The organism is Sorangium sp. So ce726 (assembly GCF_051521405.1).
GTDB lineage: Bacteria > Myxococcota_A > Polyangia > Polyangiales > Polyangiaceae > Sorangium.
Genome location: NZ_CP150349.1, coordinates 6088267 through 6112709 on the forward strand (window position 1 = coordinate 6088267; position 24443 = coordinate 6112709).

Annotated in this window: 14 protein-coding genes; 3 read left to right on the plus strand and 11 right to left on the minus strand. The window is 69.3% G+C overall.

Annotation, left to right across the window (positions count from 1 at the left end):
- The first annotated feature begins 2 nt into the window (after positions 1 to 2).
- The 3 genes from WME79_RS22735 to WME79_RS22745 all read left to right on the plus strand — a co-directional run bounded on the left by WME79_RS22735 (position 3) and on the right by WME79_RS22745 (position 4163).
- Positions 3 to 1511 (plus strand): cobalamin B12-binding domain-containing protein, encoded by a 1509-nt coding sequence (locus WME79_RS22735; RefSeq protein ID WP_437538890.1) that lies wholly within the window; start codon positions 3 to 5, stop codon positions 1509 to 1511.
- Between the two features lie 178 nt (positions 1512 to 1689).
- Positions 1690 to 2976 (plus strand): sensor histidine kinase, encoded by a 1287-nt coding sequence (locus tag WME79_RS22740; protein WP_437538892.1) that lies wholly within the window; start codon positions 1690 to 1692, stop codon positions 2974 to 2976.
- Positions 2973 to 4163 (plus strand): ATP-binding protein, encoded by a 1191-nt coding sequence (locus WME79_RS22745; protein ID WP_437538894.1) that lies wholly within the window; start codon positions 2973 to 2975, stop codon positions 4161 to 4163. Before WME79_RS22740 ends, WME79_RS22745 begins: the two co-directional genes overlap by 4 nt.
- Before the next feature lie 34 nt (positions 4164 to 4197).
- Here WME79_RS22745 and WME79_RS22750 read toward each other — a convergent pair whose 3' ends face one another.
- The 11 genes from WME79_RS22750 to WME79_RS22800 form a co-directional block, all read right to left on the minus strand.
- Complete coding sequence (locus WME79_RS22750) at positions 4198 to 6825, minus strand: glycoside hydrolase family 15 protein (protein WP_437539913.1); 2628 nt, start codon at positions 6823 to 6825, stop codon at positions 4198 to 4200.
- A gap of 471 nt (positions 6826 to 7296) precedes the next feature.
- Complete coding sequence (locus tag WME79_RS22755; RefSeq protein WP_437538896.1) at positions 7297 to 8433, minus strand: ABC transporter permease; 1137 nt, start codon at positions 8431 to 8433, stop codon at positions 7297 to 7299.
- 35 nt (positions 8434 to 8468) lie between these two features.
- Entirely contained in the window at positions 8469 to 9992 is a 1524-nt protein-coding gene (locus WME79_RS22760; RefSeq protein ID WP_437538898.1) for a sugar ABC transporter ATP-binding protein, read from the minus strand.
- 68 nt (positions 9993 to 10060) lie between these two features.
- Positions 10061 to 11083, minus strand: a complete 1023-nt coding sequence (locus WME79_RS22765) for a sugar-binding protein (protein WP_437538900.1) — start codon at positions 11081 to 11083, stop codon at positions 10061 to 10063.
- A gap of 182 nt (positions 11084 to 11265) precedes the next feature.
- Positions 11266 to 16347: an AAA family ATPase gene (locus WME79_RS22770; RefSeq protein ID WP_437538902.1), complete on the minus strand. Its 5082-nt coding sequence runs from the start codon at positions 16345 to 16347 to the stop codon at positions 11266 to 11268.
- 338 nt (positions 16348 to 16685) lie between these two features.
- Positions 16686 to 17927: a vWA domain-containing protein gene (locus tag WME79_RS22775; RefSeq protein ID WP_437538904.1), complete on the minus strand. Its 1242-nt coding sequence runs from the start codon at positions 17925 to 17927 to the stop codon at positions 16686 to 16688.
- Between the two features lie 56 nt (positions 17928 to 17983).
- Positions 17984 to 19720 carry a hypothetical protein gene (locus tag WME79_RS22780; protein ID WP_437538906.1) on the minus strand — a complete coding sequence of 579 codons (1737 nt, stop codon included), beginning with the start codon at positions 19718 to 19720 and terminating at the stop codon, positions 17984 to 17986.
- 374 nt (positions 19721 to 20094) lie between these two features.
- Positions 20095 to 20976 carry an ABC transporter ATP-binding protein gene (locus WME79_RS22785; RefSeq protein WP_437538908.1) on the minus strand — a complete coding sequence of 294 codons (882 nt, stop codon included), beginning with the start codon at positions 20974 to 20976 and terminating at the stop codon, positions 20095 to 20097.
- A complete protein-coding gene (locus WME79_RS22790) occupies positions 20973 to 21803 on the minus strand; it encodes an ABC transporter ATP-binding protein (RefSeq protein WP_437539915.1) in 831 nt (276 codons plus the stop codon). Before WME79_RS22790 ends, WME79_RS22785 begins: the two co-directional genes overlap by 4 nt.
- Positions 21804 to 21808: 5 nt before the next feature.
- On the minus strand, positions 21809 to 22606 hold the full coding sequence (ntrB, locus tag WME79_RS22795; RefSeq protein ID WP_012236667.1) for a nitrate ABC transporter permease: 798 nt from the start codon (positions 22604 to 22606) through the stop codon (positions 21809 to 21811).
- Between the two features lie 57 nt (positions 22607 to 22663).
- Positions 22664 to 23983 carry a CmpA/NrtA family ABC transporter substrate-binding protein gene (locus tag WME79_RS22800; protein WP_437538910.1) on the minus strand — a complete coding sequence of 440 codons (1320 nt, stop codon included), beginning with the start codon at positions 23981 to 23983 and terminating at the stop codon, positions 22664 to 22666.
- Between the last annotated feature and the right edge of the window lie 460 nt (positions 23984 to 24443).

Genomic DNA, 24443 nt, shown 5'->3' on the forward strand with positions numbered 1-24443 from the left:
GCATGGTGACCACAGAGCGTGACAGGGCGGCCGATGAGCTCGTCGCTCGCCGAGAATCGTTGAGGGACGCCGCGCTCGCCCGCCTCGAGGCTGCGTCCGTCGCGCCGCGCGCCTTCGGAGCGCGCGGCGAGCGCGAGGCGCTCTCGCGCTGCCACGTGGACCTCGCGGCGCACATCGACGCCCTCGCCGCGGCGCTCCGCGCGGCGGGCGCCCGGCAGCTCTGCGAGTACTGCGCGTTCACGGCGGTGTTCCTCGAGGCGCTCGGGGTGCCCCGGCGCGCGCTCGGGGCCGCGCTCGACGCCCTGAGCGAGAGCATCGGCGAGCAGCTCGATCCGGCGCTCTCTTCGCTGGCGCAGGACGCGCTGGCCGCGGGCCGGGAGCGCCTCTGCGCCTCGCCCCTCGTGACGCCGGCCGCGCTGGCGGCCATCCCCGAGGCCCCGTACGCCGCCGGCGAGGCCGGCTCGCCGGCGGAGGCCATCGAGCGCTCGGCGGCGCGCATCGCGCCGATGAGCGTCGCGCTGAGCTTCATGCGGCGCCCGGCGGACGCGCTCGCCGCCGGCGCGAAGCGCGCCCTCTGCCTCGACGACGCCAGGCGCCACGTCGCGCAGCTCGCCGCGGCGATCGACCACGACTCACCGGAGCTCTTCAGCGCCTATGCGGAGTGGGCGCAGACGCTGCTGGTGCAGCATGGCCTCGACCCCGCCGAGCTCGTGGGTTACCTGCGCGCGCTCGGCGACGTCCTAGCGCTCACGCTGCCGGAGCGCCTCGCCGAGGCGCCGCGGCGGTACCTGGCGGCGGCGATCGAGCGGCTCACCTCGATGCACGCCGAGAATCCCAGCTTCGTCCGCCCGGAGGCTCCGCTCGGCGCCGTCGCGTGCGGCTACCTCGACGCGCTGCTCGAGCGGGACCGAAGGCGAGCGGTGCGGGCCATCCGGGAGGCGGTCGACGCGGGCACGCCGATCAAGGACATCTATGCTCACGTGCTGCAGCCGTGCCAGTACGAGCTGGGCCGGCGCTGGCAGCTCCGTCAGCTCAGCATCGCCGGGGAGCACTACTGCACGGCGGTCACGCAGATGATCCTGAGCCAGCTCTATCCACACGTGGTCAGCGCCGATCGCGCCGGCCGTCGCCTCGTGGCCACCGCCGTGGACGGGAACCTCCACGAGATCGGCGCGCGCTTCGTCGCCGATTACTTCGAGATGGCGGGGTGGGACACCTTCTATCTCGGGGCCAGCACGCCGGCCGAGCACGTGCTCCAGGAGGTCGTCCAGCGGAAGGCCGACGTCCTCGCGGTCTCGGCCGCGCTCAGCGATCAGCTCTCGAGCGTCCGCCAGGTGATCGCCGCAGCGCGCGGCGACGATCGGTGCAGGGGCGTCGTCGTCCTGGTCGGGGGCCAGCCGTTCTGCGTCGTCGACGATCTCTGGAGGCAGCTCGGGGCCGACGGCTCGGCGCCGAGCGCAGAGCGGGCCGTCCGCACGGCGGAGCAGCTCCTCGCGAAGCGGAGCGCATGACCCCGCTCCGCGCCCTCACGCGCAGGCCCCGCGGCGTGCGTTTCGCATAGCGAGCTCCGCGCCGGCCTGGCAAAGACAGAGCGCCTCCGCCGCGAGCGAGGGAGAGGCTCGGCTTCCGATGATTCCGATGGAACCGCGCAGGACGCAAAGCGCAGGAGAAAACGAAGGAGCGCCGCTCGTGGCCCCGCCGCCGGAACACGAGCTCAGCGGTCCAGTCGCGGAGCGCACCGCCGCTTTCCTCATGGCCTCGACCGCGCTCGCGATTGGCGTGTTCACGCCGGACGGCGCGCCGAGGCTCACCAACCACGGCATGCGCCGGCTGCTCGCTGGGGCGGGCGAGCCGGGTCGCGCCGAGGCTCGCCTCGTCAGCCCGAGCTTCGCGCAGCTCGCCGCGGCCGGGCGCGGCGCCGAGGAGCCGATCTACAGCGGCATGCTGCACTTCGGGGATCTCCGGTCGATCGCGCACAGCCTCCGGGGGGAGGTCTGGCGGGTCGGCCACGACCTGCTGCTCCTCGCCGAGTTCGACGTCATCGAGCTCGAGCGCGTCGTCGCCGAGGTGTCCGCGCTCAACTCGCGGATCTCGAGCCTCCAGCGGCGGCTCGTCTCCGAGCAGAAGGAGCTCGAGCGGTCGCTCGAGCAGCTGCGCGCCACGCAATCGATGCTCGTCCACTCCGAGAAGATGAACGCGCTCGGCAAGCTCGCCGCCGGCGTGGCCCACGAGATCAACAACCCGCTCGCCTTCGTCCGCAGCAACGTGCACACCCTGGCAGAGTCGCTCGATCGGCTGTTTGCGGCCTACGAGGCGCTCGATCGGGCCGCCGTCAGCGCAGGCTCGGACGACGTGAAGGGCCTCGCCGAGGCGCTCCGCGCGGAGGTCGAGCTCGACTTTCTGCGTGAGGATACGGGGGATCTCGTGAAAGGCACGCTGGGAGGCCTCGCGCGCGTGCAGAAGATCGTCGAGGACCTCAGGACCTTCACGCGGATCGACCGGGCGGAGGAGGAGCGCTGCGATCTGAAGGAGTGCCTGGAGAGCACCCTCGCGATCGCGGGACCGACGCTGAAGGACGGCGGCGTCCGGGTGACGGTCGAGTGGGCCGAGCTGCCAAAGCTGCGCTGCAAGCCGGCGGAGCTCAGCCAGGTGTTCCTGAACCTCCTCATCAACGCGGCCCAGGCGGTCGAGTGCCGAGGCCGGGGGAACGGTCGTATCGTGATCCGCGAGCGCAATGAAGAATGCGGGGTCGTCCTGGAGTTCGAGGACAACGGCGCCGGGATAACCCCTGACGTCCTCGGCCGGATCTTCGATCCGTTCTTCACCACCAAGCCTGTCGGGCAGGGCACGGGGCTAGGCCTCACCATCTCCCACAAGATCATCGTCGATCAGCACGGCGGCACGCTCACCGCCCGGTCGACCCCCGGGGTGGGCAGCACCTTCACGATCACGCTACCGAAGGAGCTCGACCCATGACGCACGCCTCCGGCGAGCGGCGCTCGCTGCTCATCGTCGACGACGAGCGCGAGACATTGAAGGCGCTCCGCCGCGAGCTCCGGCGCGACTACGATGTCCTCATCGCGGAGAGCGCCGAGCAGGGCCACGCGATCCTGCGCGAGCGGTCCATCCCTGTCGTCCTCAGCGATCAGCGGATGCCGGGCACGACGGGCACGGAGTTCTACGCGAGGCTCAAGGCCGAATTCCCGGAGACCGTCCGCCTCCTCATGACCGCCTACGCGGACACGAGCGCCGCCATCCAGGCCATCAACGAGGGCGGCGTGTACAGGTTCATCTCCAAGCCGTGGGATCCGCCGGCGCTCGCCGGCGTGTTGAGCGACGCGTTCGCCCAGCACGAGCGCATCAGCCGCTGCCAGCGGCTCCTCTCGAGCCTCAAGACGAGCGCCGACGCGCTCCACGTCGAGAACCAGCAGCTCGCCGAGGCGACCCAGAGGACCCATGAGCTCATGGGCATCGCCGCGCACGATCTGCGCAATCCGATCGCAGCGATCCAGTGGTTCTCGAAGATGCAGCTGGCCGGCGTCGGCGCGGGGCCCGAGGACACGCGGCGCTACGCCCTGAAGATCCAGGACAACGCCGAGTTCGCGCTGCAGCTGCTCGAGAACCTGCTCGACATCACGACGCTGGAGCACGGGCACGCCGTGCTTGGCATGCAGGAGGCCGACCTGCGGGGCATCATCGCGGCGGCGGTCTCCCTGAACGAGCACGGCGCCGGCCGGAAGGGGATCGCGGTGGACGTCGACGTGCCCGCCGATCTCCCGCCCGTCTGCTGCGACGTCGCGCGGATCGAGCAGGTCCTGAGCAACCTGCTCAGCAACGCGTTCAAGTTCTCTCATCCGGGCACGACGGTGACGGTGCGCGCGCGGAGGGTCGGTCAGGCGATCGAGGTGATGATCGAGGATCAGGGCCTGGGCATTCGCCCGGACGAGATCAGCGGCCTGTTCAGCAAGTTCCGGAGGACGAGCACCCGGTCGACCGGCGGCGAGAAGAGCACGGGGCTCGGCCTGTCGATCTGCAAGAACCTCGTCGAGCGCCACGGCGGCACGATCCGCGTGGAGAGCGAGCTCGGCCGGGGAACGCGGGTGTTCTTCACGCTCCCGATGAAGGATGGGCGCGCCTGCGAGCCCGAGCGCTCCGCGGCGTAGGCTCGCCGCGCGCGCCGCGCGCGCCACGTCCGACTTACCAGCTCACGGTGTCGTTGAGCGTGAGCGTCCCGCCGGACGCGGGCGTGCTCACCGTGCGATTGCCGCCGCCCGGGAGGTTCTCCCAGGTCACGGTGCCGTCGGCGTTCTTGCGATAGTACTTGTACTGGAGCGCGCTGCTGGCCGGCAGGTTGACGCGGTTCGTCCACACGGGGTAACTGCGCGGATCGACCGGGACACCGAGATCGGTGTTCCAGCTGCCGAGCGCCGCGGTGTTGCCAGTGACGTACATCTGCTGGCCGACCACGGTGGTCGCGGTGACGTTGACCGTGACGCCGGCCTCGCCGGACGCGGGCGGCACCACACACGTGTTGTAGCGGCCGCAGACCACCGAGGGGATATCGACGACCCTGCCCGCCCGGATCGACGCCAGCAGGCTGATGTACTCGCCCATGGCCCAGTTCAGGGGGCTCATCGACCGCGTCGGGGTGCCCGCCGTGACGTTCGCCGGCTTCTGGACGGACCAGCCGGTGACGTCCGTCGTCTCGCTCCACACCTGCTCGGGGATGAAGCCCTGCGGCGTCGAGAACGCCTTCACCGCGGTCAGGAAGGGGTTGCCGTCGGCGCCGACACCCGTGCTGGCGATGTTGAACATGCCGCGCTCGGCCGTGAAGATGGGCCACAGCCGGCCCCGGCCGCCGCTCCCGTCGAAGTTGCCGCCGTCGTTCTTCTCGCCGTATCCATCGTAGTTGTAGCGGAACCAGGCGTCGCCCTTGCCGGCGATGGTCCGCTTCAGGATGGCGTCGTACTCGGGCAGCGTCGCGACGATCGAGGGATCGTCGGGCCGCTTCACCCCCATCCGCACGAGCTCGAGGAACCCGCCGTCGACGATGTAACGCTGGTCGTGCGTGCCGCCGCCGTTGCCGATCGTGAAGGTGATCGCCGCGTCCGGCCCGGACACCGGGTTGTACACCTGCGGCCCGCTGCCGGTGTTGCCCCGCGCAGAGGGGTTGATGCGGATGTAATACCGGCCGTCGCCGTGGTACCCCGTGGTCGTGAACGTCCAGCGGTCGACGCTCTGCTGCCAGTAGTCGGCGGCGGCCATGTAGCGCGCCGCGCTGGTGGTGTCGCCGTTCGCGCGGGCGATCGTGGCGGCGCAGACGAGGCCCGCGATCTCCGCCGCGATGGTCGACGGCGAGTACCCGGCGTTCTCCTCCCAGCGCTCCTGCTGGGTCCATGGGCCGGTGTTGACGATGTAGTCGGCGGTCCTCTTGATCTTCGTCCACAGCGGGTTGTAAACGGAAGGTCCGAGCCGCCACGCGAGGATGATCGGCATCGCCTGCTCATCCATCTGCGTGCCTTGCCAGTACTGCCAGCCGCTGACCCAGGCGTTCTGCGGGAAGCGGCCGACGCGGCTGTAGCCCTGCGGGCAGCTCGGCGCGTTGTACTCGGCGACGCCGCAGTCGCTCGACTGCTGCAGGGTGTTGAACAGGTAGTTGACCACCGAGGTCCCGGTCGCGGTGTCGCCGGCCGTCACCAGCGCGCTGGCGAACTTGAAGAGATCGCGCGCCCAGACCAGGTGGTAGCCGCCGTTGTTGCCGTCGCCGTTGGTCTCGCCCCAGGGCGTGCCCATCCCCGCGATCATGGCGCCGTTCGACTTGTCCTGGATCGTTTTGAGCGACATCGCCGCGAGGTAATACTGGTCGTCGGCGGTGGCGCTCTGGCTGCTGAGCCCGGCGGCGTAGGTCTTCCACCCGTTGTCGTAGGTGGTTTGCAGGGTGCTCAGGCTGCTGCCGAGCGTCGCGTTCGCGGTGGAGGTCGCCTCGGTCTCGGTCGCGCCGAAGCCGAGCACGACGTCGAACGAGACGCTCGTGACGGCGCTCGTGCCGAGATCGATCCAGCCCATCTGCGCCACATTGCCGCCGCTCGCCAGGTCGTTTCGCCACGTCATGGTCCTGTCGACGTTCCCGCCGAGGAGGTCGGTCCAGCCGTCCGACTCGCCGACGAAGCCGCTCGACACCATCGGCGCGCCGCTCACCACCTTCCAGGGGCGCGACGTGGCGAGCGCCGAGGCGCGGCTGTTCTCCGAGGCGACGAGCAGCGTGCGCCCCCCTGCCGCCACGGTCCTCGACGTGTCGCCGGCCCCTGAGTTGTCCATCGCCGGGTTGTGGAGCAGGTAGAGGTCGAACTGGGTGACGTTCCTGCCGCCCAGAGCGTCGAACTGGACGCGCTGGATCAGCGCGTTGCGCCCTGGATCGGTGAAGATCGTCTTGGTGATCCGCCAGTTGTGGGCGCTGTTATTGGTCGTCGCCTGCCAGCGCATGGATCGCTTGTCCGGCTGGGACACGGTGAAGCTCTGTTGCTTCTCCTCGTCGACGAAGGTCTTCGCCGTGTCCCCCACCAGGAACTGCAGATCGACGGTGTTCACGGTGTCGAGCACCGGATAGAACACCTCGGACACGATGCCGCGATGACCGGTGAAGTAGACCCTCGAGGCCGCGGTCGTCGAGGTGCCAAGGAAGGACTTCTCAGCAGGTCCCCACACAGAGGGTACCCCGACCCCCTTGGCGGCAAGGCCGGCGCCCACGGCCTTCAGGGCCGAACCCTTTGGCGGGGCCGTGCCGGCAGCGCCGAACGGGAACGGGACCGCGGACTCCCCGGCCATCGGCTCCTCTGCATCCGTGTCGAGCGCGCAGCCCGCGAGCCCGAGCGTCAGGTAAATAATTGTAGTGCCACAAGAAATGCGCTTCAGCATCACGCCATTCCCTTTCCATCGGGTGGCCGTCGCGTGAAGACCGCTCCACGGCTACCGTAAGACAGCGACTTGGTTGATGTTTTTAGATCGAGCTGGCGGATCGCGGCCCGGGCCCCCTGCGCTCACTTCGCTCCGGCTCCGCGTGGGACGCCAGCAATGTTGTAGCGTAGCACGCGATCTTCCCACGCTTGCGCGCACTTGCGCGCCGCTATGCCGAGCTCCTGGCAAGGACAGCGACGCTGCGCTTTACGCGCCGTGTCGACGCGGATCCACCAACACCGAAACCGTCAACCGCGGGTTGGCGATCGACGCAAACGGCGCCGCGCCCATCGCGGGCTCGACGGAGCGCGGCCGCGAGCTCGCCGCCGCGAGCTCATGAGCTCACGAGCCCACCACCTTGCGCCTCGCCGCCGCGTAGCGCCTGACCACCTCGTCCGCGATGACGCCGATCAGGATGACGGCGCCGATGACCGCGAACTCGATCTGGGTCGGGACGCCCAGCATGTTGATGGCGTTGCGCAGCACCTGCATCAGCGCGGTGCCCAGGATGACGCCCAGCACCGCGCCCTCGCCGCCGCGCAAGCTGAAGCCGCCCAGCACGGCCGCGGCGATCGCGTAGAGCTCGTAGAAATTGCCGAAATCGACCGGCTGGGCCGAGTTGACCTCCAACGCGAACAGCATGCCCCCGAAGCAGGCGAGCACCGAGCAGAGGACATACGCGAGGATCGTCATCCTGTCGGTATCGACCCCGCTGTAGCGGGCCGCCTGCTCGTTGCGGCCCAGCGCCATCAGATAGCGGCCGTAGACGGTGCGGTTCAGGAAGATCGACGCCGCCACCGCGATCGCGAGGAACAAGAGGAACGGCATCGGGATGTCGATCCACGCGATCAGATCGAGCCGCGTCTTCACGCCGGTGAACGGGTGCACCGCGTAGGGGCTGAAGCGCCCCTCGGAGATCCACGAGAGGAACGGCACGGGGACCGACACCGGGCTGCCGACCGACAGGTAGCGAAGCGACTCGAACCCGACGCCGAACCCCTGCGTCTGATCGCCGGAGATCCCGCGCGCGGTGCCCCGGTAGAGCAAGAGACCGCAGAGCGTCACCACGAACGGCTGGAGCCGGAGCTTCGTGATGAGCAGCCCGTGCGCGAGCCCGATGCACAGGGAGATGGCGAGCAGCACGGGCACCGCCAGCGAGGCCGGCCAGTGCTGCACCGAGAGGAGCCACGGCAGCATGCAGCCGGCGAGCGCCACGACCGAGCCGATCGACAGGTCGATACCGCCCGTGATGATCACGAAGCCCGCCCCGATGCTGAGGATGCCGAACAGCGCCGTCCGCCGGATCAGGTTCTCGAGGTTCTCTGCGAGGAGGAACCTCCCGTTCAGGAGCGCGGTGCCGAGCGACACCGCGAGGAGGAGCCAGAAGACGCCGAGCACCTTCCGTCGCGTGCTGTGCACGAGCGGCGCGGCCGGCGCGGCGCCGCGCGCCCGGAGATCCTGTGTCGTCGTCACAGACATGCTCTCTGGCCTCGATGGGTCCTGGTCACGCCGCGTCACGCCGCGGCGTCGCTGCCGGTCGCGAGCTGCATGATCGCCTCCTCGCTCAGCTCGGCGCGGCCGAGCTCGCCGGCGATGCGCCCCTCGTGCATCACCAGCGCACGGTCGGACATGCCCATCACCTCTTCCATGTCGCTGGAGACGAACAGGGTGGCCATGCCGCTCGCTGCCAATCGCTCCATCAGCTGGTATATCTCGTGCTTGGCGCCGACGTCAATGCCGCGGGTCGGCTCGTCCAGGAGGAGGACGCGCGGCGACATCGAGAGCCACTTTGCGATGACGACCTTCTGCTGATTGCCGCCGGACAGGTGCTGCGCCGGCTGCACGTCGCTCGGCGTCCGCACGCCGAGCTCCCGGATCATCTGCACCGACATCCGGCGCTCGCCCGCGCGGTCGAGGACGCCGTAGCGCTGCGCCCTGCCGAGGCTCGGGAGGCTCACGTTCGCCCGGATCGCCATCTCCAGGATGATGCCCTGTTGCTGGCGATCCTCCGGGACCAGGCCTATCCCGGCGGCGATGGCGTCTCGCGGGGCGCGCGGCGTGATCGCCCGCCCGGCAACGCGGACGGCGCCTCCGGCCGCCGGCGTGACGCCGAACAGCGTCCGGAGCAGCGATGTGCGCCCCGCGCCGAGGAGCCCCGCCACGCCGACGATCTCCCCGGCGCGCACGGTGAAGGAGAGCGCTCGCTCGGGGTGCCTCGGCGTCCGGAGGCCAGAGACCTCGAGCACCGGCTCGCCCGGCGGGTTCGGGACGTGCGGATAGAACTGCGAGAGATCGCGGCCCACCATCAACCTCACGATGCGATCGTGGCTCATCTCCTCGCGCGAGAGCTCGCCCGCGTTCTCGCCGTCGCGCAGCACGAGCACGCGATCCGAGAGCGCCCTCACCTCGCCGAGACGGTGAGAGATGTACACGACGCTGATCCCGCCCGCGCGGAGCTCCCTCACCACCTGGAAGAGCGCCTCGGCCTCGTGCGGACACAGGCACGACGTGGGCTCATCCATGATGAGCACCCGCGCGTTCGCGGAGAGCGCCTTCGCGATCTCGACAAGGTGCCGCTGCCCGAGCGACAGGCCGCTGACGAGCGCGCGCGGCGAGCACGCGAGGCCGACCCGCGCCATGATCGCCCGCGCCTCCCGCTCCATCCTGCCCTCGTCGATGAAGCCGCCCCGCCGCGGCTCCCGGCCAAGATAGATGTTGGCCGCTACATCGAGGTTGTCCGCCAGATTGAGCTCCTGGTGGATGAGCGCGATCCCGCGGGAGAGCGCCTCCCTGACAGAGCCGAGCGCGACAGGCCGCCCGTCAAAGAGCATCTCGCCGGCGTCGGGCGCCTCGACGCCGGCGAGGATCTTCATGAGGGTGCTCTTGCCAGCGCCGTTCTCGCCGACGATGCCGAGCACCTCGCCGCGGCCGAGCGTGAGGTGCACGCCGCTGAGCGCGAGCACGCCGGGGAAGCGCTTGGTGAGGCCGCGCGCCTCGAGCACCGGCGTCGCGTCCAGTTCGGGCGAGGAGGCTGTCATTCGCGTCAGTCCACGTCAGGCGTCGCCGGCGCGGTGCGCGCGCGGCGCCGCGCAGCCCGACGCCGGGCTCACGGTTGTTGGCCCGCCTTCTGCTTCAGATCAGCCCAGAACTCGCCCAGGTTGCTCTTGCGGATCTGCCGGGCCGGCAGGGAGATGAACTTGTCCTGGGGCACGACGGAGTTATCCCCCCGCACGAGCGCCGAGAGCACGCGCACCGACTCCTTGCCGTACATGTACGGATTCTGCACCACGGTGCCGACCACCTCGCCGTCCTGGATCGCGCGCAGCGTGGCGTCCTGCTCGTCGAAGCCGACGACCTGGATCGAGCTCATCTTCCCCGCCTGCTTGACCGCCTCGAGCAGGGCCGGCGTGTGGTACGCGTTCAGGCCGATCAGGCCCACGAGGTCCGGGTGCGCCGACATCATGTCTTCGGCGTTGCTCTTCGCCTTGGCGGCGTCGATCTGGTCGGTCAGGGTCGCGACGATGGTGTATTTCGCCCCCTTCAGCTCCTGGCTGAGCGGGTCGTTCCCAGCGCTGCTGTCCTGGCGATCGAGCAGCTCGTCGAGCACGCCTTGACGGCGCTTGCGGGCGTTGTCCCCCTCGAGCCGCCCGACCAGGATGGCCACCTTGCCGCCGCCGGGGATCGCCTCCTTCACGAGCTGCCCCGCCATCCGGCCAGCGACGTAGTTGTCGATGCCGATGTACACGATGCGATCGCTCTTCGGAGCGTCCGAGTCCTGCGTGATGAGCTTTGTCTTCGCGGCCGCCTTGTTGAGCAGCGGGACCTGGTTCTCCGCGTCGATCGGGCTGATCGCGATGCCGTCAACGCCGCGGATCAGGAGATCCTCGACCCGATGCATCTGGTCGTTCACGTCGCTCGGCATCACGACGCTCACCTCGACGTTGTACTCCTTCGCACCGTCGATGACGCCCTTCTCGGCGATGGTCCAGAACGGGGCGACGCCGTTCGTGATGTAGGCGAGCTTCGGCTTGCCCCCCGCCGCCGGCGCGCCGCTGTTGTCGCAGCCCAGTGCCGCGAGCCCTGCTGCCACGCAGACCCCGACGATGAACCGACCGATGCTCTTCAACATGCGCTCTCCCCTCCACCCGTCCACCCGACAAGAGCCGCCTCGCGCAGCGGATCCGGGCGCCTCGTGCCGATGCACGACGGAGCAAGCACCCCCGTGCCAACTGGCCAGCTCATGATGCGCGATCCGCTCCAGACGTGTCTACACGATTCGACGCGGAGATCCCTACCGCGGCTCCCGCACCCCTAGCGCCGCGCGCTCGGCGCGTTGATGCCGCCCGATCGGCCGACGGCGTAGGCGATCCCGCTCTGCAGCGTCCCGCGGATCACGATGCGCGACATGTCGATGTCGAGCTGGAGGAGCGCCTGCGCGACCTCGCCGCGGATGCCCGTCAGCACCGCCTGGACCCCGAGCAACCGGAGGGCGTTCGCCGCGTTGAGCAGGGCGTTCGCCACGCGTTGATCGACCCCCTTGATCCCCGTAACATCGATGATGACGGTCCGGGTGCTGCTCCTTGTCGCGCCGTCGAGCAGGGTCGTGAGCACGTCGTGCGCGCGCTCCTCGTCCAGCGTGCCGATGAGCGGCATGACCATGACGTCGTTCGTGATGGGTACGAGCGGGGTCGACAGCTCGGAGATCTTCGCCCGCTGGAACCGGATCACCTCCTCTTGCAGCTCGGCCCGGGCCTCCTCGGCGCGCTCGCGCTCGCCGAGCTCGTGCAGCAGGCGCACATTGGCCTCCCGGAGCTCGGCGCTCTGCGCGGAGAGGCGCACGTTCGCCAGAGAGAGCTCCTCCGTCCGCTCCCTCACCTCCTGCTCCAGCCGCTCGTTGGCCTCCCGGAGCTCGGCGCTCACCGCCGTGAGGTCGGCGTAGAGCAGCGCGTTCTCGACCGCCACCGCCGCCTGCGAGGACAGGAGCCGCAAGAGCTCGATGCGATCGGCGGTGAACGCGTGCTCCGCGAGGTGGTTCTCCAGGTACAGCACCCCGCTCAGCCGGCCCTGGTGCAGGAGCGGCAAGCCCAGGATCGATTTCGGCCGGCGCGCGATCACGTGCGGATCGCCGGCGAGGCGCGGGTCGTCCTCCGCGCGCCCGATCACGAGCGCCTCGCGAGAGCGCGTCACGTAATGCACGACCGAGCGGGCCAGATCGAGGCGCGCCTCCAGGGGCATCGACAGGCCCAGGCTCACGGTATCGGGGCCGACCGCGATCATCGCCTCGACCGTCAAGGCCTCGCCGCGCGCGAGGATGAGGAACCCCCGGCTCGCCCCGGCGCACTTGATCACGTTGCGCAAGACCTGCTCGATCACCTTGTCGAGCACGATCGCGCTGGAGATGGCCTGCGCGGTCGTGAGGACCGTGGCGAGATCGAAGCTCTCCCCCGCGACGAGGCCCTGGAGCGCGGTGCCAGTCGGCGAGAGCGGCGGAGCCTGTCCCAGGGCCGAGGGGTCGGCCGGCGCGAGCTCCACGCGCAGCGCCTTGACCTTCTCGCTCGCTCCCCAGCGCTCGTACAGGTAAACCGCCCTGCGCAGGAAGATGTGCGCGAACTCGGCCCGGCCCTGGGCGAGCCAGAACCTGCCGTAAAGCTCGTTCCCGAGCGCCTGGTTGTTGACGTAGTCGGCCTGCCGCGCGGCCTCGATGCCCCGCTCGTAGAGGTCCATCGCCTCGGCCCTCCGCCCCTCGACGCGGGCCTGCTCGGCGAGCAGGAGCAGGTGCTTGTGAAGCACGTTGTCGGGTCCGGCGTCGGCCCAGCGCTTCATCCGCCCGAGGAGCCGCAGCAGGTGCTCCTCGTGCTCCCGCCGCTCCGCGCCCTCGGCGCCCTCCCAGGCGGCGATCCGCATGAGGCCCGCGTAGAACGTCGCCTCGGGCACCTTGGCGTGCGTCGGCAAGGCGCTCTCGATCACGGCGAGCTTCGGCATCAGATCGGCAAAACGCGCCCTGTCGCCGAACAGGTAGGCATTCCGGATCTTGGAGTAATACAGCCACCCCATGTGGTAGGGCGACCCGCCGTGCTTCGCCGCGTAGGACGCCTCGTCGAACCCGTCGTCGTCGAAGCTGAGCCGATCCCTCGTGAGCCCTTGCAGGCAGCGGAGGGGCTGGATCACGCCCGCGAGGAGGATATCGATGATGTCATGGCTCCGGGCGCGCCGCAGGAACGCGAGGTGCATCTCGGTGAGCTGCGAGAGCTCCGCGAGGTTCATCCCGTAGGTGAGCCGGTCCGAGCCGCTCTGGCTGATCATGTACCCCATGGCCGTCCAGTCGCCGGCCTGGAGCCCGAGGTCGTAGACCCGGTCGTAATAGGGATCTGCCCTCCGCAGGGGCTGCGTCCAGCTGTGCACGTCCGCGGAGAAGATGTGGTAGGTCTTGGCCCGGAGCACGAGGTTGTCGAGCTGGTCTGCGAGCTCGACGGCCATCTTGCCGAACCGATAGGCCGTCTCGTACTCGCCGAGCAGCGGGCCGACCACCATGCCGTACGCGACGTATCCGAACGCGGACATATCGCTATTTCCGTGCTGCAGCGAGAGCGTCACCATCTTCACGATGGCGAGGTTCGCGAGCGTCTGGTCGCTCGAGTTGTAGGCCCCGAAGAACAGGTTCACGAGCAGCTCCAGCGTCACGGGGTGCTCGGGGTTCGTCGTCCTCGGGGCGTGGGCGAGCTCCTCGATGCTGCGCCCGCCGAGGAGGACGGGCACCGCCTCGAGCTCCTGCTCGAGCAGCGCGGCGACCTCCTCTCGGCCCTCGGGGATCGGACAGCCGAGGAGCCGGAGGCCGGCCTTCTGGACCAGGGTCGCCTCGTGATTGCGCCACTGGAGCAGGTACTGGTTCGCCTGGACGAGGAGGACAGAGACCTTGTCCATGGCCGTCCGGGCGCGCGCGAGCGCCGCGGTACAGAGCCGCTCGGCCTCCTCGAAGGCGCCGCAGAGCGACTCGACCTCGGCGCGCTCCCTGTGGAGCGCGAGGGCGAGCTCGTAGTGGTCGTCGAAGCCGCCGTGGGACAGAAACCCGAGCCCCGCCCGGAAATAGCCGGCCGCGGCCTCGTAGGCGGTGGCGGCCTTGGACCTCCTGCCGGCGGCGAGGTTGAGCTCGGCGGCCGAGGCCTGCTCCGCGGGCGAGGTCACGATGGGCGCCGCGATGTTGAAGTGGTTGACGATGTCGAACAGCGCCTCGTCCCGGGCCGCGCCCTCGCAGCTGGCGAGCATGAGCCGCCCGATGCTGAGGTGGACCTCGCGCTTGCGATCCTCGCTGATGAGCGAGTACGCCGCCTGCTGGACGCGATCGTGCAGGAAGCGGTAGTTGACGCGCCAGTCGACGCCGGTCCGCTCCTCGTCGTCGGCCGCGTGGGCGAGGCGGTAATCCGTGTCCACGGGCGCGATCAGGCCCTCTTGCAGGATCTTCCACAGCGCGGCCACGGTCTCGTGCGCCGGCCGCTCGCTGATGACCGCGAGGGTGCGCAGGCCGAACTCGTGCCCGATGCAGGCCGCGAGGCGCAGGACGCGCACGAGCTCGGGATCGAGCTCCTCGATCTTGCGCGCCATGAAGTCGACGACGTTGTCGGTGACCGTGCGCCGCCGGATGCCATCGAGATCCCATGTCCAGGCGCCCGCCTCGAAGCGGAGCAGGCCCTCCGCGTGGAGCGAGCCCAGGAACTGCCGCACGAAGAACGGGTTGCTCTGGGTCCGATCGAACACCACGCGGGCGAGCGGCTCGACGTCGTCGCGGGCCGCGGAGAGCGCGTCCGAGAGCAGCGCGCTCACGTCGGCGAGGGCGAGCGGCCTCAGCTTGAGCTCGCGGAGCGGCGCGCCCGCCTTCTCGATCTCGCCGAGCGCGACGCGGAGCGGGTGGGCCGCGTACACCTCGTTGTCGCGGAAGGCGCCGAGGAGGAGCAGGTAGCCGCGCTCGGGATCGGCGGCCAGGACCTGGAGCAGCTTGAGCGAGGCCGGGTCGGCCCATTGCAGGTCGTCCAGGAAGAGGACGAGGGGGTGCTCGGCGGTCGCGAAGACGCGGACGAACGCCTTGAAGGTCGCGTGAAAGCGGCCCTGCGCCTCCGCCGGCGGGAGCTGCTGGACCGGGGGCTGCTGGCCGATGATCCACTCGAGCTCCGGGATGAGGTCGACGAGGAGCTGGCCGCTGCTCCCGAGCGCGCGGCCGAGCGCCGCGCTCCAGCGCGCGAGCTGCTCCGGCCGCTCGGTGAGGATGTGCCGGATGAGCTCCCGGAAGGCGCGCGCGAGCGAGGCGTACGGCGCCCCGCGGTTCAGCTGTTCGAACTTGCCCGCGGTGAAGTAGCCGCCTCGCTGGGCGATGGCCCTGTGGATCTCGTTCACCAGGGCCGACTTGCCCATGCCCGAGTACCCCGACAGGAGCAGGAGCTCACCCTCCCCGCCTGCGGCGCGCTCGAAGGCGGCGAGCAGCGCGCGCTCCTCCTCGGCGCGGCCGTAGAGCTTCTGCGGGATGCGCAGCGTGTCCGGGATGTCGCGCAGGCCGAGCGCGAAGGGCGCCACGGCGCCGGTGGTCGCGAGCTGGCGGAGGCACGCGTCGAGGTCGGCGAAGAGCCCGAAGGCGCTCTGGTACCGATCCTCCGCGTTCTTCTCGAGGAGCTTCATCACGATCCGGGAGACCGCGTCGGGCACGCCCGGGACCTGCTCGGGCGGGGGCACCGGCGTCCGCGCGATGTGGCCATGGATGAGATCCAGCGGGTCGCTGCCGGTGAACGGCAGGACGCCGGTGAGCATCTGATAGAGCGTCACGCCGAACGAGTAGAGGTCGGTGCGGCGGTCGATCACGCGGTTCATCCGGCCCGTCTGCTCGGGCGACATGTACGCGAGCGTCCCCTCGAGCGCCTCGGGGCTTATCGCCTGCTGCATCTCCTGCGGCAGGAGCGTCGCGATGCCGAAGCCGACGAAGTGGACCTCGAGCGTGTCCGGGTCGACGAGCAGGTTGTGCGGCTTGATGTCCTTGTGAATCACCTTGCGGCGGTGAAACTCGTCGAGGACCCGGGCCGCCGAGCGGGCGATCGTCAAGGCCGCCTTGAGCTCCAGCCGGCCGGCGCGCAGGATGTCGTGGAGCGTCGTCCTGCTCGGCCTCTCGAGCACGAGGGCGAGGCCGTTCCTGTGCTTCTCGAGCCCGTACGCCTTGACGACGCCCTCGACGTCGAGCGCACAGAGCACGTTGTACTCGTGCCGGAGCGCCGCGAGCTCGCGCGCGCTCGGGAACTCGCTCTTCAGGACCTTGAAGACAGCAGGCTTGCGCTCGTCACCCCAGGTCCCTTCGAACACCTCGATGCTCGAGTCGACGTAGATCGGCTGGCTCACGGAACAGGTCGCGGAGAGCATCTCACCTCGCCGGGGCGCTGGGCCGGCCCGCCGACGCTGGTGCTCGCGTCGAGCAGGCAGGACGGACGGTGTTCTCGCACAAGCGCACCATGGGCGGATTATGTCTAGATCGCTGCGCCCGAGTCATCATCGAAATCACAGCAGTCATTCGTCCCGGATGATATTTTTCAGCGTTTGTGCGCTAGATATCCAATTGGGACGGAGTCTGGTGTTCGCGCCCGTTGCCGAGCGCGGCAGTACGGCGCCGGCGCGCCGCTTCATGCGATGTGGGCTGGCTCTCGGAGGGCTGCAGGAGGTCGATCACGCGGTGCGCCGGGAGGGCGCGTCACAGGCGCAGGCTATTGCGGCACCTCGACGGTGGGACAACCGAACTCGACACGGACGCTCTCCGCCCCCATGGACTTCACCTGCTCGCATGTGGCGCCCTTGATCACGATGGTGGGCGGGGTCGTCGAGTCGTCGTAATCCCAGCCGTCGTCGCCCGGCTTCGGCAGCACCTGCTCGTCGATGAAGACGTTCACCTTCGCGCGGTCCGGCGGCTCGGTCTCCAGCGAGAGCTCGCAGGTCCTCACGAGCTCCCTCGTGATGCTGGTCAGCGTATCGCCGAGGCTCGCCGCGTCCACCACCTCGAAGTAACGGGGTGAGGTCTCCGACCTGGCCGTGTCGCCCTCGACGGCGAGCTGGTCCAGCACAGCGGCATAGGCCGTCGCGCCGGGGATGCCGACGACGAAGGTCTTGATACCGGCCGCGCGCAGGTCCTTCACCTGCTGCACCGTGCGCGCGTCGTCCAGGCACGCGTCCGTCAAGCCCGCGACGCAGCAGTTCGGCACGCCCGAAGGGCAGTCCCCATCCATGTTCGTGGTGCAGGTCGCGGCCTCGCAGGTCATGGCTGGCTCCTGGTTGCAGTTGGGGCCGCCATCGGTCGCCAGGAGGACGTACTTGTCGCCTTCGAGGGCGCCGCCGGCTCCCACGGTGAGGTACCCGAGGGCGCGCGCGAGGGCGTCCGCGGTCGGCGTCGCGCCGCCGGGGTCTGTGGCCTCCAGGAGGGTCTTGATGGCGGGGACAGAGGTCGCGCCCGGCGCCACGGCCACGCTCAGGTCCTCCCCCGCCGCCATGCCGCAGTGGTCGTCGGAGGGAAAGAGCTGAAGCCCGACGGACATCCTGTCCTTGATCACGTCGAGCGCGGTGCCGAGGGCGCCCTTCGTCATCGTCCATCGGTCGCTCGCTTCCCAGGCTTTGGTCATGCTGTCGGAGCGATCGAGCACGATCACGAGGTGAACCTGCCGCGGCTGAGCGTCGACCTGCTGGCCGCCGCAGTCGCCGCCGCCCTCCCCCCCGCCCGAGCTGGCGCCCGGCCCGGTCGCGATGAAGCCGCCTCCGAGGGAGGGGTCTCCGCCCGTTCCACCGGAGTCCGCCCCGCCGGAGCCGCCGTTTCCGGAGCCGGCGTTTCCGGAGCCGTCGCCGCCCCCGCCCGTTCCGCCTTCCGATCCCGAACATCCCAACGCAAGCGCCCAGCCCAGGCACCAGAGCGACGTCAGGAACAAGGAGCGGGCGTAGATCCCGCGGTTCTTGCCGGTCATATCCATTCTCCTCGACACGAGTGAGTCGCCACGAGTCAACGCGCCCGAACGCGGCGTCAGCCCGGAGGAATGCGGCAGATGCCGTTGTAACACTGCACGGTTCCGGCGTTGCAGCAGTCGGACGTCGCGCTGCAGAGCTGCCCGTACTCGGCACATCGCGGCGGGGTGCCGCCTGCCCCGTCCGAGCCACCGCCGCCGCCAGCGCCGCCGGCGCCGCCCGTTCCGCCGGTCGCGCTCGAGCTCCCGCTCGCGCTCGCGCTCGAGCTCCCTGTCGCGCCTGGCGGGGTGTCCGGCGTCGTGCACGTGCCCGAAAGAGAGCCCGGCTCGTACTCGCACGTCGTTCCAACGCAGCAGTCGCCGTTGTTCGTGCAGGGTCCGCCCTCGATGACACATTGGGGCGTCCCTCCGGGTGTGTCATAACACTGGAGCTTGCCAGTTTCGCTGTTCCGCACGCAGGGAGCGCCGTCGCAGCAGTCGTCGGCGGAGGCGCAGTCCTCGCCTGCCTGGCGGCAGGCCGTGAGCGCGTTGCACCGAGGCACGCCGAGGGCGTCGAGGCGGCAATTGCTGGCGTGGCCCAGGTAGTTGCAGCAGTTATTGGGAGCGCTGGTGGACGTATCCGAGCAATAGCTGTCCTTGAAGTGACAGACGCCGCCCTGGGGTGTACAGCCGTTCGGGTTGCGGCAGCGGCCGATCTCCCCGTCCGGATCCCCCGACTTGTCGCAGACGACATTGCCGGCGCCCGGCAGATCGGCTGTGGGATCGCCGCCGCAGCAGTCCTCGTTGCGCCGGCACAGGGCGCCGTTCACGCGGCAGCCGCTCGGCGGCTGGCAGACGGCGATCCCGGTGGGGCCGTACGGCGCGCAGACGCGGCTGCAGCAGAAGCCGCAGCTGTCGCAGACCGTACCGTCGATGCCGCCGCTGTTGCAGCGGCTCGACGTCGACGGCTCCGCGCCGCAGTAGCCCGCGGGGTCGGATGTGTTCCGCTTCACGCACACGCCGGTACAGCAGTCGCTGTCGCCCTTGCAGGCGTCGTTGCGCTGAACACAGAACGAGGAGTAGAGGACGCAGCGGTTGTCTCGCCCGCAGAGCTGGGAGCAACACTGGCTGTCCTCGGTGCACGGGTTGCCGCCCGTCTGGCATGCGGTGCCGCCGTTGACGTCGCTGCACGTCCCGCCGACGCACATGCCGCTGCAGCACGCGGCGCCGCCTGCAGTGCAGTCGGAGCCATCGGGGAGGCAGGCGGTCGGGCTGCACCTGCCCGAAGCGCAGTTGAGGCTACAGCACTCCGAGGATTCGCCGCAAGCGGCGCCGGTCCCGAGGCAGACGCTGAGCGGCGAGGCGCAGGCGCTGGTCGCGCTGTCGCAGATGCCAGAACAGCAATCTCCAGAGCGCGCGCACGTGGACCCGAAAGGCGCGCAGCTCGGCACCTCGACCCCCGTGTCAGAACCGCCCGTACCGCCGACGCCGTCCGCACCGCCGGCGCCCGTACCGCTGGCGAGCGCGCCGCCCGCGCCGCCCGCACCGCCGGCGCCGCCAACGCCTGTGCCCGCGCCCGCACCGCCTTCTCCAGAGCCAGCCGCCGCGCCGGCGCCGCCCGTTCCGGTCATCCCGCCGCCGCCAGCGTTGGCCCCCCCGGAGCCACCGGCGGAGGAGCTGCCCCCGGCCGCGCCGCTGGAGGGCCCTGACGTGGTGGCGATGCCACCTTCGCCTCCCGAGCCGGTGCCCTCGGACGAGCCGCAGGCACCAGAGAGCCATACGATGCCGACAGCCGCGAAGATTCGAGATACGCGCATACACTTTCCTCGCTTGATCGCTTGCCGCAACCGACGCAGTCGGAGAAAGGATACATTCGCGCAACTCCAGCTTGTCCGTATGGCTTTTGTTTCAGGGCATGCCCCTCTCCCTCCATTTTTGTCGGAGGTGGTGAGCGTCGTGAGCGCTGCGCGCACAGGCGCGCGGCGCAGAGCTCGCTTGGACGCGATGACCTCTGCCCCGAACGGTCAGCGAGACCGCAATCCGCGTTTTGGTGAGGTTCGTCGCAAAGAGCCCTCGTACGAGGAAGCGACGCTGTCGCATGCCTCGATAAGAGAGGACATGCAGGCTGATTGGAGAGGCACGTTCATGAGAGCGGCCCGGCGACGGCCGCCCGCTCTCCTTGTCCCCCGCTCTACGCCGATGTCCTCGTCCCCTTCCAGAGCGCGCTCCAGAACCGCCCCGTCTTCACGGCGCCTTCAGGGACGGACTCTCTGGCGCTCTCCTCGGCGGGCTTCTCCTTGTGGGCCTGGCCCTCGAGGAAGGTGATCAGCCGCTCTCGGAGAGGATAGTACATCGGGTCCTCCAGCACCTCCTGACGGTCCCGCGGGTGCGGGAACGGGACCTCCAGGATCTCGCCGACCCGCGCCCCCGGGCCGTTCGTCATCATCGCGATGCGGTCCGACAGGAACAGGGCCTCGTCGACGTCGTGCGTGACCATCAGCGCCGTCTTCTGGTCCTCTGCCCACAGGTTCATGAGCACCTCCTGGAGCTCGAACCGGGTGAGCGAGTCGAGCATGCCGAAGGGCTCGTCCAGCAGGAGCATCTTGGGTGACAGGGCGAAGGCGCGCGCCAGCCCGACCCGCTGCTGCATCCCCGACGACAGCTCGCGCGGCTTCTTGTGCAGGGACTCCTCGAGCCCCACGAGCTCGAGGTAGTGCGTCGCGATCTCGATGCAGTCCTTCTTGCTCTTCTGCCGGTGGACCTGCTCGACCCCGAGCAGGACGTTCTCGAGCGCCGTCATCCAGTGAAGGAGGCAGGGCGACTGGAACACGACCCCGCGGTCCGGGCCAGGCCCCTGGATCTGCCTGCCCGCGAGGACGATACCGCCGCTCGTGATCTCGGAGAGGCCCGCGACCATCGACAGCACGGTGGACTTCCCGCACCCGGAGTGGCCGATGAGGGACAGGAACTCTCCCTTCCTCAGGTTCAGGTCGAAGTTCCGGACGACGATCGAGGGGCCCTTCGGCGTGGGAAAGGTCTTCGTGACATTCCAGATCTCGAGGTACTTCTTCATGCGACCGCCTCCGCGCTCCGCGCTGCGTCGGGCGCGCTCTCGCGCGCCTTGGGCCCGGCGCCCGGGCCGAGCAGATAGCTGATCACCGCGCCGCGGATCTCCTTGAACCGCGGATCGTGGTTGAGGGCCTTGCGATCTCGAGGGCGCTCGAGATCGACGGTGATCCCGGGCCCCAGCGTGGCGCGGGGGCCCTTGCTGAGCGGGACGATCCGGTCGGCGAGGAGGATGCCCTCGTCGACGTCGTTCGTGATGAGGAGCACGGTCTTCCGGGTGGCGCGCCAGATCCGCGCGAGCTCGTCCTGGAGCGTCGCGCGCGTGAGCGCGTCCAGCGCGCCGAACGGCTCGTCCATCAGGAGGACCTCCGGATCCATGGCGAGCGCCCGCGCCACCGAGACCCGCTGGCGCATCCCGCCCGAGAGCTGCGCCGGCTTCTTTTCGCGGGCCTCGGTGAGCTTCACCATGGCGATGTAGCGCTCGGTGTGTTCTCGCTTCTTCTCTGTGGACCAGGCGCCGAAGATCTGGTCGACGGCCAGGTAGACGTTCTCGTAGACCGTGAGCCAGGGCAGGAGTGAATAGTTCTGGAAGATGACGCCGCGGTCCGGGCCCGGCCCCTCGATCGCCTTCCCGTTCAGCTTGACCTCGCCGGTGTCCGGCGTGAGGAGCCCGGCGATGAGGGACATGAGCGTCGTCTTGCCGGCGCCCGAATAGCCGACCACGGCGACGAACTCGCCCTTCTCGATCTCCAGGTGGATGTCCCTGAGCACCTCGGTGCGGGTGGCCCCGCCGCCATAGCTCTTCCCGACGTTGCAGAGCTCGACCAGCGGCATGGACGTCACGCTCCCGCCAGCTTGAGCCGGCGCTCGACGAGGCTCATCAGGGCGTCCAGGAGGAAGCCGACGACGCCGATGGTGATGATGCACAGGATGATGTGCTCGTAGATGAGGCTGTTGTACTCCTGCCAGAGGAAGCCCCCGACCCCGGGCGAGCCGGTCAGCATCTCCACAGCGACGATGACCAGCCAGGCGATGCCGAGGCTGAGCCGGAAGCCCGTGAACATGTAGGGGAGCGCCGCGGGGAGCTGCACCTTGAACAGCGTCTTCATGCGCGACAGCCGGAGCACCCGGGCGACGTTCATGTAGTCCTGCGGGATCGATCGCACCCCGAGCGCGGTGTTCAGGACCGTCGGCCACATCGAGCACATCGCGATGGTGAAGACGCCGGCAGGGTCGGGCTTCTGGAAGAGCACGAGGCCGAGCGGGAGCCACGCGAGCGGCGAGACGGGGCGGAGGATCTGGATGATGGGATCGAAGCTCGACTTGAACAGCCGCGACGCGCCCAGGAAGAACCCGATCGGCGTCCCGAGGAGGATCGCCAGCGTGTAGCCCTTGGCGACCCGCTGGAGCGAGTACCAGGTGAAGCGGAGGATGCCCTGGTCGAGCTCTCCCCGCTTCTCGAACGGCTCGAAGATGTAAGGCCTGCTCACCTCCCATGTCTTGAGCGGAGAGGGCAGCGCCTGGGTCCACAGGCTGCTCGCGGCGGCCCATAGACCGATCACGCACGCCACCCCGAAGAGGGGCAGGATCATGTGGTCGACTCGAATCCTCGGAGAGATCGCCTTCGCCTCGCTCATGCAGCACTCCTCTTCCGCTTCCGCCGCCGCGCCTCCCGCCGGCCCGGCGGTGTGGGTTCATCCCTTCAGGGCGTGGACCGGGAACGACGTCGCGTACTTCTCCGGGTCCTTCGGATCGAACGTCACGCCGTCGAACAGCGCCTCGGGCGCGTCGCTCCTGCCGCCGTGGGCGACCCCGAGCTCCTTCATCGCCTCCTCGTAGAGATCGGGGCGCATGACCTGCTTGACGACGCCCTCGTAGTCCGGCTTCCCCTCCACCATGCCCCATCGGCGGAACTGGCTGAGCCACCAGAGCGCGTACTTGGGCTGCGGGTAATTGCAGCCCCGCTCGCTGAAGATCATGTAGTCCTTGTCCTCTTTCTTGCGCCCGTCGCCGTAGTCGTAGTGCCCCTGCAGCCGGCCGAGGATGAGCTCCGGCGGACAGTTGATGTACGTGGGCCTCGACACGATGTCCGCCTGCTCGGGGCGGTTGTCGAGCCTGTCCAGCCAGACGCTCGCCTCGTGGAGCGCCTTGATCACCGCCTTCACCGTCTTCGGGTTCTTGTCGGCGAACTCCGCGGTGAACGCGCACACCTTCTCGGGGTGGTCCCTCCAGAGCTCCTGGGTGGTGAGGGCCGTGTAGCCGATCTGGTCGGCGATCGCCCTGGCGTTCCACGGCTCGCCGACGCAGAAGCCGTCCATCTTGCCCACCTTCATGTTGGCGACCATCTGGGCGGGCGGGATGGTCACGAGCGCGACGTCCTTGTCCGGGTGGACGCCGCCCGCGCCCAGGTAATAACGGGTCCACATGGCGTGCGTTCCCGGCGGGAACGTCATCGCGAAGGTCATGGGCGCCCCCTTCTCCTTCGCCTCGTCGACGAACGGCTTGAGCGCCTTGGGATCCCCGGCCACCTTGCCCCGGAGGTCGCTCTTCATCGTGAGCGCCTGGCCGTTGCGGTTGAGCAGCCACGGGATGACCATGGGCTTCTTCGGGGATCCGAGGAGCCCCATCGTCGAGGCGAGCGGCATGCCGAAGAGCATGTGCGTCGCCTGGAGATCCCCGTTCGTCAGCGAGTCGCGGATCGCCGCCCAGCTCGCGCCCTTCACGATGGTCGCATTGATGCCATACTTCTTGAAGAACCCCTTCTCGTGGGCGATCACGAGAGGAGAGCAGTCGGTCAGCGCGATGATGCCGAAGCGCAGATCGGACACCTCCGGCCTGGCGGCGTCCGGGATGACGGGCGCGGCGGTCGCCGCGGGCTTCGCCGACGCTTCGGACCGCGATTCGCAAGCGGGGAGGAGCGCGGCTCCCCCGAGCGCGAGCGCACCGCCGAGGAAATGGCGGCGGTCGAGCGGCGCGGCGCTCGGGGCCTCACTCGCAGGTTCTCGTCTCTTCATTCCAAAGATCCTTTGCTGGGATGACCGTGGAGCCTCGGGCGCATGGAGAGAGACACGCCCGCCGGTCGGGGCAGACTGGACGGGCTGCGTTGAAACTGCCTGAAAAGCGCAGAATTTCGAACCGCCAAGACGCCATAAGACGCCAAGAATTTTGTGTTTTTTGGCGTCTTATGGCGTCTTGGCGGCTTATTTCTCGCTTGATCAACGTGATTGGTGTTCCAGGCCAGCTCCGCGGTGGGATCGGCAGGGTGAGCGCGATCTCGCCGCGGGCGTGCGCCCTGGATGGCCTCAGCCATACACGGGCCCATGATTTGCCAAGGACGATGCATGGGCGCCTGTTTCTATGAAGTTTCTGTAGGATATTTTTTCTTCATTCACTTCGCGTTCGTTGCGTTGGTTGCGTTGGTCACGTCGCCTTCTTCAGTTTCAATGACTGCGTGGCAGCGGCGCGCCCGGGCGA